The following is an 11,787-nucleotide window of genomic DNA, read 5'->3' as shown; positions in this document are numbered from 1 at the left end:
TTTCTAAGCGCTCGCTTATCGTGCGATGCCGTAGCGGGCTTGTCAACACCAACCGGACAGAACGGAAGCGCTCTCGTGAGTGATGCATGGGACGACGTCGTCGGCGGATCCAAGGCCGCGGCTCGCATCCGCACGGCCGCGATAGACGAGTTCGCGGAGCACGGCTACGGCGGCACCACGACGCGCCGGATCGCGGCGCGACTCGGCATGAGTCCCGCCGCGATGTATCCGCACTACGCGTCCAAGGAGGAGCTACTCTTCGCCATCGCCTACGAGGGACACGCCCTCGCCCTGCAGGTCGTCGAGAACGCTGACCGCCCCGATGCCGAGCCGTCCGTTCGGCTCGCCTCCGTCATCGGCCGCTTCGCCGCCTGGCAGGCGGAGAACCACCGATGGAGCCGGGTCATCCAGTACGAGCTGGCCGCGCTCGACCGCGAGCACTACCGCACGATCGTCGGACTACGACGGCAGACCACGCAGGTCGTGCGGGGTGTCGTGGACGACGGCCACGTCTCGGGCGAGTTCACCCTCCCGGATGCCGAAGGTGTCACTCTCGCCCTGATGTCGCTCTGCGTCGACGTGTGCCGTTGGTATCCCTCGGGCCGCTACGACGACGCCGCGACGATCAGCGACCTGTATGCCGATCTTGCCCTGCGTCTGGTCGGTGCCGTGCGTTAGCATCGTCGCCACCATCGGATCGGGGGGATCTACGTGGGCAGGGGGATATCGCGCCGCCGTCGACTCCTCGAGACGCGAGAGCATCGAGGGGGAGCTGTCGTCCATGTCCACGAATGACAACGTCGTCGACCGACTACTGGTGTCGCTCGGGGTCGACGCCCCAGCCCCCGACTCTGTCGCCCGCCGGCAGTCCAATTACGACGCGCTGGCCGCGCGTATCGACGCGGGAGTCGATCCCGAATACATCGCAGCATTCGAGAACTTCCACGGCATGGAGCATGCCGACATCCACCGGCTCGCCCAGAGCATCAATCCCGTCGCGATGACCACCCTGGCCACCGAATGGGCCGAACTCGGAAAGGGTTTCAGCCTCACCGTCGCGTGGGGAACGCTGATGATCCGCAAGCTCATCGGCCAACACTGGGAGGGTCCGGCGGCCGACGCCGCGATGGGCGCGACGGTGCGATTCGGCGAATCCGCACAACAGTTGTCCGATGCCGCACGCGCGACGTCCGAGAAACTCCGTATTGCCGCCGACGTCGGCGAACGGGTGCGAGCGTCCGTGCCTCCACCCACGGTGATTACGTCGTCGGTGCTGTACGCGCTCGATCCCGTCGCAGGTGCTGCTGCCGCCCGCCAGGAGGAAGCCGTTCGCGCCCAGGCCGTGCGGGTGATGGAAGCCCTCTACAAGCCGTACTACCGCGATTCCGGCACGGCGGTTCCGGTCCTGCCCTCCCCGTATGCCGCCACGACGAGTCGCGCCACGGAAGCATTCGTTCCCCAGGGTTACAGCACACCAGGTGTCGGCGGCGCCCGGACCGCCGGCGACCCGACGGGAATCCCGGGCGGGGACGGAGAACGTCCGGGTGGGCAGCCCGCCACGGAAGCGGAGAACCGTACGGACGCACCGTCGTCCGGTGAAGGCACGGACGGCCGGGCGGAAGGTACCGATTCGGCAGGTGGCGTGGGTTCGAACGAGTCCGCAGCGACCACTCCTGCATCCACCTCCCCGGCCGCGGGCGGCAACTCCGCGAGCCCGACCGGTCAGTCGTACGGTTCGCCACCCTCCGGGTCGGGCGGAGGTGTCGGCGGTGGCCTACCGGGCGCCGGGGGGGTCGGCTCTGCGGGCGCATCGCCCGCGGCGGGTCCCGCTCCGCTCGTCGCCGGAGCTGCGCCCGCCGGTGGTGTCGCCGGTGGGCCCGGTGCCGCCGCAGCGCGGGGTGCCGGCGCCCGTCCGTTCGGCATGATGCCGGGAATGATCCCGCCGGCCTCGTCCCGCGGCGACGAGCAGGACAAACGCGCGGCCGGTTATCTCGTCACCGGTGAGAACGGGAACGAACTGATCGGGTCGCTGCCCGACACCGCCCCGCCGGTTCTGGGGGCCTGAACGCTATGGACCGGCATCTCACACCCGACCGATTCCTGGCGGCGTGCACCGCCGCGGGCGGCGACGAGTTCCCCTTCCCACTGCGTTATCGCACCTCAGCGATATGGGAGGACGAGCACGCCGCGAACCTCCAGGCCGCCCGCACGTGGCTGCACGAGACACCCGACCCTGCCCTCGACGACGCGATGCGGATCCTGCTGATCGGGGAGGTCGCGGTGGAGGTCTACGGCCGCTCCACCGACCCGGCCTACGAGGTCTTCGTCCGTGCCGCCGCGACCGGCGAGCAGGCCGTCCTCGCCCGTCAGGCGCCTGCCGCAGGCGACATCCGCATCACCACGACCACCGACCTCGCGGGTGCGATCCTCGGGCACCTTCCGGTCGTGGCAGCGGGCCGCGAACACGCACGCACCGCCTCGAGCCGCGACGTGCTCGAGCCCTCCGAGTTCGGCGCGGTCCGGCGCCCTGCGGGTGGCACGCACGCAGAGTCGTTGCGCCGGTTGCTGCGTCGCGAACGCTCGGCCACCGGCAGCATCCGCATCCTGCGGTACTCGAATCCGGGGTACACACCCGTCGCCGACATCGGCTGGTTCGACGTCGTGGGCGACGGCCGGTATCTCTTCGTCCCCGGTCCCGACCTCCGCGTCGCACCGGGCACCGTCGACGCTTTCGTCCGGGAACTGTCGGCGCAACTGTCCCGGATGCGCAGGCCCTCGCACGAGGGTCGGAGCGGCGTTCTGCGACGCCAGTGATCCCTTCCCGAAGCGGCCGTTCGTCTAGGCTGGCGACATGACGGACCGGGACCGCACACCCGACGGCAGGCCGCAGAACGCGCGTCCGCGCGACGCCCTGGGGCGTCCGTTGCCGCCGGGCGAAGAAGGCGTCGAACGTGTTCCCGAAGACCTCGATCTGGATGTCGAGGAGACCATCGCCGAAGGTCAGCGTCTCCTCGACCACGGTTTTCCGTTCCATGCCCACGAGGTCTTCGAGGCAATGTGGAAGAAGGCACCACCCGAGGAACGTCCCCTGTGGCAGGGCCTCGCCCAGCTCGCCGTGGGGCTGACCCACCTGCTCCGGGGAAACCCCACCGGCGCGGAGTCACTGTTGAAGCAGGGACAGGCGCGGGTGCGGCACTACGAGGACGAACCGCCGTACCGGCTCGACATCGACGGCCTGGCGAGTTGGGCCGATCATCTGCTCACCGAGATCGCTCGCGACGAACCGATCCCCGCTCCCCCGACCCCGCGCCTGAGGATGCCCTGATGCCGACACTGCCCATGTTCCCGCTCGGCACCGCGCTGCTTCCCGGGTCCGACCTGCCGTTGCGCATCTTCGAGCCGAGGTACCAGCAACTCGTCCAGGACTGCACGGCATCGCCGGACGGCCCCCGCTTCGGAGTCGTCCTCATCGCCCGGGGACACGAGGTGGGCGGAGGCGAGCAGCGACACGACGTCGGCACCGTCGCGCGGATCATGGTCGACACCGACGTCGGTGCAGGTCGCCGCGAACTCGAATGCATTGCAGAGGAACGCATTCGCGTCGCCCGATGGTTGCCCGACGATCCCTACCCCATCGCCGAGGTGGAGCCCTGGCCCGACACCGATTCGGGGCCGGTGGATTTCGCCGCGATCACCGGACCGATGGGCCGGTTGTACGGGGTGCTTGACCGCCTCACGGGTGGCCGTGCTCCGTTGCCTCCCGCCACCACCGAACTACCGGAGGATCCCGGGGCGCGACTGTTCGCGCTCGCCCGGTACGTACCGATGGGCGAAGCGGACCGGTACGCGGTTCTCGCCGCACCGGGTCCGGCCGAACGTATGGCCGTGCTGCTCGAAGCGATCTCTACCGCAGTCGATCTCGCGGAATGGAAGCTGAAGGGCTGAGACGCGTGCGCCCACCCGGTGAGTGGGAACATCGCTCCGCCGGTCTCGCGGTAGCGGGCTAGGGTCCGGGACACCGTTCGTCCCCGACCGGAAGGCACCCGATGGACACCGTCGAACAACGGTTGGCCCGACTCGAAGCCCTCGAAGAGATCCGGATGCTCAAGCATCGCTACTTCCGGGCGTGCGACGCCAAGGACCCGGAGGCGATGCGCAGGTGCTTCGTCGCGCACGGCGCCGACATCTACTACGGACCGGCGCTGGGCAGCTTCGACGATGCCGACGCCCTGGTCGACATCTACTCCCGGATCGCTCTGGAACGGGTCGACGACCGCTACGTCGTGCTCGACATGCATCACGGCATGCATCCGAGCATCCACCTGACCGGGTCCGACACCGCGACCGGCGCCTGGACGCTGCGATTTCGGCAGGTGGATCTGCGTGCGCGCACCGAACGGGTCACCGCGCTCGACTACGACGACGACTACGTGGTCGAGAACGGCGAATGGAAGATCTCCCGCTGCCACGTGAAGGTGCTGTGGTCGATCCAGCGGGCTCTCATCGACGACGTGGAAGTGGTGCAGTGATGACAGAAACAAAGGTCGCGCTGGTCACCGGCGCGAGTCGCAGCGTCGGCAAGGGCATCGCGTGCGCGCTCGGCTCCGACGGCTGGACCGTCTATGTCACCGCCCGCGGCCGGGTCGGTGTCGACGGACCACTCGACCGCACCGCGGCGGAGGTCACCGAATGCGGGGGGCACGGCATCGCCGTGCAGTGCGACCACCGCGACGACGCGCAGATCCACGAACTCTTCCGCCGGATCGCCGACGAGCAGGATTCCCGGCTCGACCTGCTCGTCAACAACGTGTGGGCGTCACCGCCGGGATTCGCGGGATTCTCGGAACCGTTCTGGAAGCGCCCGATCAGCGACTGGGACAGCTTGATCGGCGTGGGTCTCCGCGCGCACTACGTCGCCTCCGTCGAAGCCGCGCAGCTGATGGTGCCGCGCAACAGCGGGATGATCGTCAACATCTCGTCGTTCGGCACCCGCGGCTACCTGCATTCGGTGCTGTACGGCATGTCGAAGGCGGGCCTGGACAAGATGGCCGCCGATATGGCCGTCGAACTCCGCGGCACCGGGGTGACCACCCTGTCGCTGTGGCCGGGGCTGGTGAAGAACGAGGCCATGCTCGCCCGCGGCATCGACAACTTCGAGGGCTTCTCGCTGGCCAACGCCGAGACACCGGAGTTCATCGGACGGGTGATCGTCGCGCTCGCGGCCGACCCCGAGGTGAACGCGCGCAGCGGTCGCACCCTCATCACCGCCGAAACCGCACTCGACTACGGCATCGTGGACGCCGAAGGCAACCAACCCGATTCACACCGGGACATCTTCGGGGGCGGGCCGTTGTTCTGACGACGACCGCGGCTGTCGGGAGGCGAAGCCAGGGGAGGTTGTGTGCGTCGGAACCGCGGAAGTCGCACACAACCTCCCCCTCGATTCGGCGGCCCGGACGAGGGGTGGTCGGAGCACCCTCGGAAGTCGTGTATGGTTGGACATGCAACGCGGGGTGGAGCAGCTCGGTAGCTCGCTGGGCTCATAACCCAGAGGTCGCAGGTTCGAATCCTGTCCCCGCTACCACCGACCGGCCCGGACTCACACGAGTCCGGGCCGGTTCTTTTGTGAATGCTCCTCGGCCTCGGTACGGCTCCCCCGGCCGCGCTCACCGAGTAGATTTCGCGGCAGAGTCTCTGCAGAGCGGGAGGGTGTGATGGCCAAGCGCGCAATCGTCGCCGATCGACCACGAACTCCCCGCTGGCTCCGGCCCACGATCGTCGGTGTTCTGCTGGCCGTCGCCTTCTATCAGATGTCGGGCTGGCTCTTCCACAATCTGAAGGGTTTCCTCGGCCTGCTGTTCCTGGCGTGGTTGTTCAGCATCACCATCGAACCGATCGTCGACCGCCTCGAACGGTTCGGGATGCGTCGCGGTGCCGGCACCGGCCTCGTGCTGTTCTCCCTGATCGCACTCACCATCGGGTTCTTCGCGGTGTTCGGCACGCTCCTGTTCGACCAGATCGCCCAGTTGCTCACCACACTTCCGGATGCGCTCACACGCATCACCGATTGGGCGAACCGCACCTTCGACACCAACTTCAAGACCGGGGACGAGCTGTTCAAGATCACGCCCGATACGGTTCGCGATCTAGCGCAACGGTTCACGCCCGGTGTCCTCGGCGTCCTCAGCACTCTGGTCGGTGCCCTGTTCCAGATCCTGACGATGCTGCTGTTCGTCTTCTACATGTCGGCCGAGGGGCCGAAGATGCGCCGGACGATCGCGAGCTGGTTCCCGGCCCGGCAGCAGCAGCTGATCGCGAACGTGTGGGAGACCTCGGTGGAGAAGGCCGGCGGCTATGTCGTCTCCCGGTTGATCCTCGCCGCCGCGGCGTCGATCTTCACCGGAATCTTCTTCCTCATCATCGGGGTTCCGTACTGGCTGCCCCTCGCGATCTGGACCGGGGTGGTCTCGCAGTTCATCCCCACCCTCGGCACCTATCTCGCGATCGGGCTCCCCGCGCTCATCGCCGCGGTGCAGCAACCGCTCGACGGCGTGTGGGTGATCGCCTTCGGCACGGTCTACCAGCAGATCGAGAACTATGTGCTGCACCCGCGCATCACGGCCCGCACGGTGTCGATCCACCCGGCGGTGGCGTTCGGTTCGGTGATCGTCGGCGCCACCCTGTTCGGCCCGGTGGGGGCTCTGGTGTCCGTGCCGGTGGTGGCGATCCTGCAGGCGCTGGCCGAGTCGTTCGGGCACCGCTACGAACTGATCCCGGAGGTGGGTGGAGAGGAACCGGAACCCGACGCCCCGGAGCTCACGGCAGACAACGACGACTACGACTGAGAGACGAGAGGGCCGGGCGTGAGATCTTCTCGCGCCCGGCCCCGTCGTCGTCCGATCAGACGATCAGCTTCGCCGCCGTCGCAGCGACGACGTCCTCGGTGGTCACGCCGGGTGCCGTCTCGACGAGCTTCAGTCCCTCGTCGGTGACGTCGATGACCGCGAGGTCGGTGATGATGCGCTGCACGCATCCACGACCGGTGAGCGGCAGGACGCACTCCTCGAGGATCTTCGGGTCGCCCTTCTTGGTGACGTGATCCATCATCACGATGACGCGCTTGGCGCCGTGGACGAGGTCCATCGCGCCGCCCATGCCCTTGACCATCGCACCGGGCACCATCCAGTTGGCGATGTCGCCCTTGGCGGAGACCTGCATCGCGCCGAGGACGGCGACGTCGATCTGGCCGCCGCGGATCATGCCGAACGACTGCGCCGAGTCGAAGTACGACGCGCCGGGGATCGCGGTGATCGTCTCCTTGCCGGCGTTGATGAGCTCGGGGTCGAGTTCGTCCTCGGTCGGGTACGGGCCGACGCCGAGCACACCGTTCTCCGAGTGCAGGATGACCTCGACGCCGGATTCGAGGTAGTTCGGCACGAGGGTGGGCATGCCGATTCCGAGGTTGACGTATTGGCCGTCCTCGAGTTCCTTGGCGACGCGTGCCGCCATTTCCTCGCGGGTCAGCCCCTTCTTCGTTGCCTGTGTCATGAGCGCACCGTCCGGTTCTCGATGCCGACCTCGACGGGGCCGACGTGTACGACACGCTGCACGTGGATGCCGGGCGTGTGGATTTCGTTGGGGTCGAGTTCGCCGGGTTCGACGAGGTGCTCGACCTGCGCGATCGTGATGCGACCCGAGGCGGCGGCCGGCGGGTTGAAGTTGCGGGCGCTTGCTCGGTAGACGAGGTTGCCGTGGCGGTCGCCCTTCCAGGCGTGCACGAGCGCGTAATCGGCGACGATGCCGCGTTCGAGCACGTAGGTTTCGCCGTCGAACTCCCGGGTCTCTTTCGGCTGCGACGCGAGGGCGATGCCGCCGTGACCGTCGTAGCGCAGCGGGAGTCCGCCTTCCTCGACGGCCGTGCCGACACCTGCCGGGGTGAAGAAGGCGGGGATGCCCGCACCACCGGCGCGCAGGCGCTCGGCGAGCGTGCCCTGCGGAGTGAGTTCGACTTCGAGTTCACCGGCGAGGTACTGGCGCGCGAACTCCTTGTTGGAGCCGACGTACGACGAGATGGTGCGGCGGATGCGGCCCTTCTCGAGCAGCAGGCCGAGCCCGAAGCCGTCGGTACCGCAGTTGTTGCTGACGGTCTCGAGGTCGGTGGCGCCTTGATCGAGCAACGCGTTGATGAGGATCTCGGGGATGCCGACCAGACCGAACCCTCCGACAGCGATCGTGACGCCGTCGGGGATGTCGGCTACGGCCTCGGCGGCGGAGGCAACGACTTTGTCCATGTGTGCCACGATACCCTCAGGTGTACGTCATGTGAACTCCCGTCCGCAATGCGAACAAATCCGCGTAGGATCGTTGCGCACGCAGAACGGCCGCACTAGCCTGTTCGCATAGCGTCCATCCGTCCACATAGCGAACGTTTCGGATCGGAGGTCCGTGTCCCCCCCATCCCCCGACCCCGGATATCGGGGTCCGCTGTTCGATCCCGTCTTCGGCGCGGACGAACTCGGCGTCGCCCTGTCGGATCGCGCGTGGATCGGTGCCCTGCTCGACGTGGAGGTCGCGCTGACCCGCGCGGCCGCCTCACTCGGCCGTGTCAAGAACACCCACGCCGACGCCGTCGCGACAGCCGCGGCCTCGCTCGCCGAAGAACTCGATCCCGCCGACCTCGGTCGACGGTCCGCGGCGGGGGGCAACGCCGTCATCCCCCTGGTCTCCCTGCTACGCGAGCGCGCCGACGCCCCTGCGCGCGCCGTGCACGTCGGCGCGACCAGCCAGGACGTGCTCGACACCGCGCTGATGCTGCTCGCCCGCCGCGCAGGAGGGATCGCCCTGGCGAACCTGCGCTCCGCAGCCGACGGCGCAGCCCGCCTCGCTGCCACCCATCGCGAGACACCGATGGTCGCGCGCACGCTCGGCCAGCAGGCACTGCCGACCACCTTCGGCGCGCTCGCCGCCGGCTGGCTCCTGTCCCTCGACGACGCCGCCGGCGCACTCGACCGCGTGTTGTCCGCCCTACCCGCCCAGTACGGCGGAGCCGCCGGCACGCTCGCCGCCGTCCATCCCGACGGTTTCGCGTTCGCCGACGCGGTCGCCGACCTGCTCGGGCTCGCGCGTCCCGTCGCGCCGTGGCACACCGCCCGCACCCCCGTCACGACCCTCGCGGGCACACTCGGTGTCGCCGCGGGCGCGGTCGCGAAACCCGCCACCGACGTCGTACTCATGGCGAGCACCGAGTTCGGTGAGGTGAGCGAGGATGCGCCCGGCGGTTCGTCGGCCATGCCGCACAAGCGCAATCCCGTCGCGGCGATCACCGCGCGCGCCGCTGCCCGGCGCGTTCCCGGTCTCGTCTCGACGATCCTGTCGTCGACCGACCACGAGTTCCAGCGGGCCGCCGGCGCCTGGCACGCCGAATGGGAGACCCTCGCCGACATCCTGCGCCTCACCGGCGGTGCCGCGCACCAACTCTCGACGAGCCTGAACGGTCTGCACGTCCACACCGACGCGCTCGACCGCAATCTCGCGCTCACCGGAGGGGCGATCCTCGCCGAGAAGGTCACGGCCGCACTCGCCGAACACACCGACGACGCCCGCTCGATCGTCACCGATGCGGCGGTCGCCGGTAGGTCGCTCGACGAGGATCCCGCCATCACCGCACACCTCGACCCGCAGGACGTGCGCGAACTTCTCGATCCCACGCGCTATCTCGGCCATGCCGCAGACATCGTCGATCGCGTTCTCGCCCGTCACGACAGCACGAACCGAACCACAGGAGATGCCCGATGACCGTCACGCTCAACTACGAACAGTACGGCGACCCCACGAAGCCGACCGTCCTGTTCCTCGGTTCGCTGGGTTCGGACCTGTCGATGTGGGGACCGCAGATCCACGCCCTGGCGACCGACTGGAACGTCGTCGCGGCCGACCATCGCGGGCACGGCGCATCGCCGGCGCCGTCCGGTCCCTACACGATCGAGGAACTCGCCGGTGACGTCGTCGCCCTGCTCGACTCGCTCGAACTCGGCGCCGTGCACTACGTCGGCCTGTCGCTCGGCGGTGCCGTCGGGCAGTGGCTCGCGGCGCATCACCCCGAGCGCGTGCGCACGCTGACGCTGCTGTGCACCTCGCCGGCCTTCCAGCCCGCCCAGCCCTGGTACGACCGGGCGGCATCGGTCCGCAACGACGGCCTGGCCTCGATCGCCGATTCGATCGTCTCGCGGTGGTTCACTCCCGAACTGGCCGAACACGATCCGGAGCTCGTCGCCCGCCACGTCGAGATGGTGAAGGGCACCACCGACGAGGGCTACGCCGCGTGTTGCGAGGCACTGGCGACCTGGGACGGCCGTCCCGACCTCGCCCGGATCGTCGCGCCCACCCTGGTGATCGCCGGTGAGCAGGACCCCGCCACCCCGCCATCGACGATGCAGCAACTGGCCGACGGAATCGCCGACTCCACCTTCCACGTCCTCTCCCCCGGCGCACACCTCGCCAACGTGGAGCAGGCAGGACGGGTCACGAAGCTGATCCGCGAGCACATCTCGTCGCGCGTCACGCCGTCCGCCGCACACCGCACCGCGGCGTTCGAGGAGGGTCTGCGGGTGCGCCGATCCGTCCTCGGTGACGCACACGTCGACCGGTCCATCGAGTCGGCCACCGAATTCACCCGGCCCTTCCAGGATTTCATCACCCGCACCGCGTGGGGAGACATCTGGGCGCGTCCGGGTCTGGACCACCGCACCCGCCGGCTGTTGACCCTCGCGATCCTCACCGCGGTCGGCAACGAGCACGAACTCGACATGCACATCCGTGCAGCCCTGCGCGCCGGGATCGATCCCGACGACCTCGTCGAGGTCTTTCTGCACACCGCAGTCTACGCGGGTGTCCCCAACAGCAACCGGGCATTCGCGCTCGGCAAGCAGGCACTCGCCGACACCGAGGGAGGTGCGGGCTCGTGAGCACTCCCGACGTCACCGCCCCCGAGGTCGTTCGCGAGAACCCCGGGGCGTCGCCCGATTACGTACAGTCGCTGGCACGTGGCCTGTCGGTCATCAAGGCCTTCGGTGCGCACGCCCAGCGGCAGTCGCTCTCCGACGTCGCCCGCGCGACCGGACTCACCCGCGCTACTGCGCGCCGATTCCTGTTGACTCTCATCGAACTCGGTTACGTCCGCACCGACGGATCCCAGTTCTGGCTCACCCCACGGGTGCTCGAACTCGGCTACAGCTACCTGTCGGCACTGACGCTGCCGGAGGTCGCGCGACCCCATCTCGAGGCGCTCGCCGAGAAAGTCAAGGAATCGACCTCGGTGTCGGTGCTCGACGGCACCGACGTCGTCTACGTCGCACGAGTTCCCGTCAGCCGCATCATGACCGTCACCATCACCCTCGGCACCCGTTTCCCCGCCTACGCGACCTCCATGGGACGGGTACTGCTCGCCGGTTTGAACGACGACGAACTCGACGCCTACCTCGCGCGCGCCGAATTCGCTCCCATCACCGGCAACACCGTCACCACCGCCGAGGAATTGCGCGCCGAGATCGCCACGGTACGACGCAACGGATACTGCATCGTCGACCAGGAACTCGAGGAGGGCCTGCGCTCGCTCGCCGCGCCCATCCGCGATGCGTCGGGAACCGTTGTGGCGTCGGTGAACCTGTCGACCCACGCGGCCCGCTACCGGATGGAGACCGTGCACGACGAGCTCGTCCCGGCGTTGCTCGCCACCGCCGGAGCGATCTCCACCGATCTCGCCCGCACCCAGACCCACCAGTGAACAAC

At 68.6% G+C, this 11,787-nt stretch carries 13 protein-coding genes and 1 tRNA gene; 12 read left to right on the top strand and 2 right to left on the bottom strand.

Going from position 1 to position 11,787, the window contains the following annotated elements; all coding sequences use genetic code 11:
* Nucleotides 1-75 precede the first annotated feature (75 nt).
* From K3M35_RS21080 to K3M35_RS21040, 9 genes are all read left to right on the top strand, one after another.
* Nucleotides 76-678 carry a TetR/AcrR family transcriptional regulator gene (locus tag K3M35_RS21080; protein ID WP_039584224.1) on the top strand — a complete coding sequence of 201 codons (603 nt, stop codon included), beginning with the start codon at nt 76-78 and terminating at the stop codon, nt 676-678.
* Between the two features lie 103 nt (nt 679-781).
* Nucleotides 782-2,065, top strand: a complete 1,284-nt coding sequence (locus K3M35_RS21075) for a PPE domain-containing protein (protein WP_072740450.1) — start codon at nt 782-784, stop codon at nt 2,063-2,065.
* 5 nt (nt 2,066-2,070) lie between these two features.
* Nucleotides 2,071-2,814 (top strand): ESX secretion-associated protein EspG, encoded by a 744-nt coding sequence (locus K3M35_RS21070; protein ID WP_064060387.1) that lies wholly within the window; start codon nt 2,071-2,073, stop codon nt 2,812-2,814.
* Between the two features lie 37 nt (nt 2,815-2,851).
* Nucleotides 2,852-3,325: a DUF309 domain-containing protein gene (locus K3M35_RS21065; RefSeq protein WP_006553195.1), complete on the top strand. Its 474-nt coding sequence runs from the start codon at nt 2,852-2,854 to the stop codon at nt 3,323-3,325.
* Entirely contained in the window at nt 3,325-3,945 is a 621-nt protein-coding gene (locus tag K3M35_RS21060; RefSeq protein WP_064060386.1) for an LON peptidase substrate-binding domain-containing protein, read from the top strand. The genes K3M35_RS21065 and K3M35_RS21060 overlap by 1 nt, the downstream gene beginning before the upstream one ends.
* Before the next feature lie 101 nt (nt 3,946-4,046).
* The gene (locus K3M35_RS21055) at nt 4,047-4,529 is read left to right on the top strand and encodes a nuclear transport factor 2 family protein (protein ID WP_039584229.1); all 483 of its coding nucleotides are present in this window, start codon (nt 4,047-4,049) and stop codon (nt 4,527-4,529) included.
* Nucleotides 4,529-5,359, top strand: a complete 831-nt coding sequence (locus tag K3M35_RS21050; protein ID WP_039584231.1) for an SDR family NAD(P)-dependent oxidoreductase — start codon at nt 4,529-4,531, stop codon at nt 5,357-5,359. Before K3M35_RS21055 ends, K3M35_RS21050 begins: the two co-directional genes overlap by 1 nt.
* Nucleotides 5,360-5,507: 148 nt before the next feature.
* A tRNA-Met gene (locus tag K3M35_RS21045) sits at nt 5,508-5,584 on the top strand.
* A gap of 130 nt (nt 5,585-5,714) precedes the next feature.
* A complete protein-coding gene (locus tag K3M35_RS21040) occupies nt 5,715-6,845 on the top strand; it encodes an AI-2E family transporter (protein ID WP_006553191.1) in 1,131 nt (376 codons plus the stop codon).
* Nucleotides 6,846-6,900: 55 nt separating this feature from the next.
* On the opposite strand, the gene K3M35_RS21035 is transcribed toward K3M35_RS21040, so the two are convergent.
* Both K3M35_RS21035 and K3M35_RS21030 read right to left on the bottom strand, forming a co-directional pair.
* The gene (locus tag K3M35_RS21035; RefSeq protein WP_019288227.1) at nt 6,901-7,548 is read right to left on the bottom strand and encodes a CoA transferase subunit B; all 648 of its coding nucleotides are present in this window, start codon (nt 7,546-7,548) and stop codon (nt 6,901-6,903) included.
* Nucleotides 7,545-8,291 (bottom strand): CoA transferase subunit A, encoded by a 747-nt coding sequence (locus K3M35_RS21030; RefSeq protein ID WP_006553189.1) that lies wholly within the window; start codon nt 8,289-8,291, stop codon nt 7,545-7,547. Before K3M35_RS21030 ends, K3M35_RS21035 begins: the two co-directional genes overlap by 4 nt.
* Nucleotides 8,292-8,445: 154 nt before the next feature.
* On the opposite strand from K3M35_RS21030, the gene pcaB reads away from it, so the two are divergent.
* Genes pcaB through K3M35_RS21015 form a run of 3 tightly spaced genes read left to right on the top strand, consistent with a single transcriptional unit; the run spans nt 8,446 to nt 11,782 of the window.
* On the top strand, nt 8,446-9,795 hold the full coding sequence (gene pcaB / locus K3M35_RS21025; RefSeq protein ID WP_039584233.1) for a 3-carboxy-cis,cis-muconate cycloisomerase: 1,350 nt from the start codon (nt 8,446-8,448) through the stop codon (nt 9,793-9,795).
* Nucleotides 9,792-10,964, top strand: a complete 1,173-nt coding sequence (gene pcaD, locus K3M35_RS21020) for a 3-oxoadipate enol-lactonase (protein WP_033097462.1) — start codon at nt 9,792-9,794, stop codon at nt 10,962-10,964. Before pcaB ends, pcaD begins: the two co-directional genes overlap by 4 nt.
* Entirely contained in the window at nt 10,961-11,782 is an 822-nt protein-coding gene (locus tag K3M35_RS21015) for an IclR family transcriptional regulator (RefSeq protein WP_006553186.1), read from the top strand. Before pcaD ends, K3M35_RS21015 begins: the two co-directional genes overlap by 4 nt.
* Nucleotides 11,783-11,787: the final 5 nt, after the last annotated feature.

Origin of the sequence: Rhodococcus sp. DMU2021, assembly GCF_019641445.1 — a bacterium.
Classification (GTDB): domain Bacteria; phylum Actinomycetota; class Actinomycetes; order Mycobacteriales; family Mycobacteriaceae; genus Rhodococcus; species Rhodococcus pyridinivorans.
Note: the sequence above shows the minus strand (reverse complement) of the source record. Positions and strands in the feature narration are given on the sequence as shown.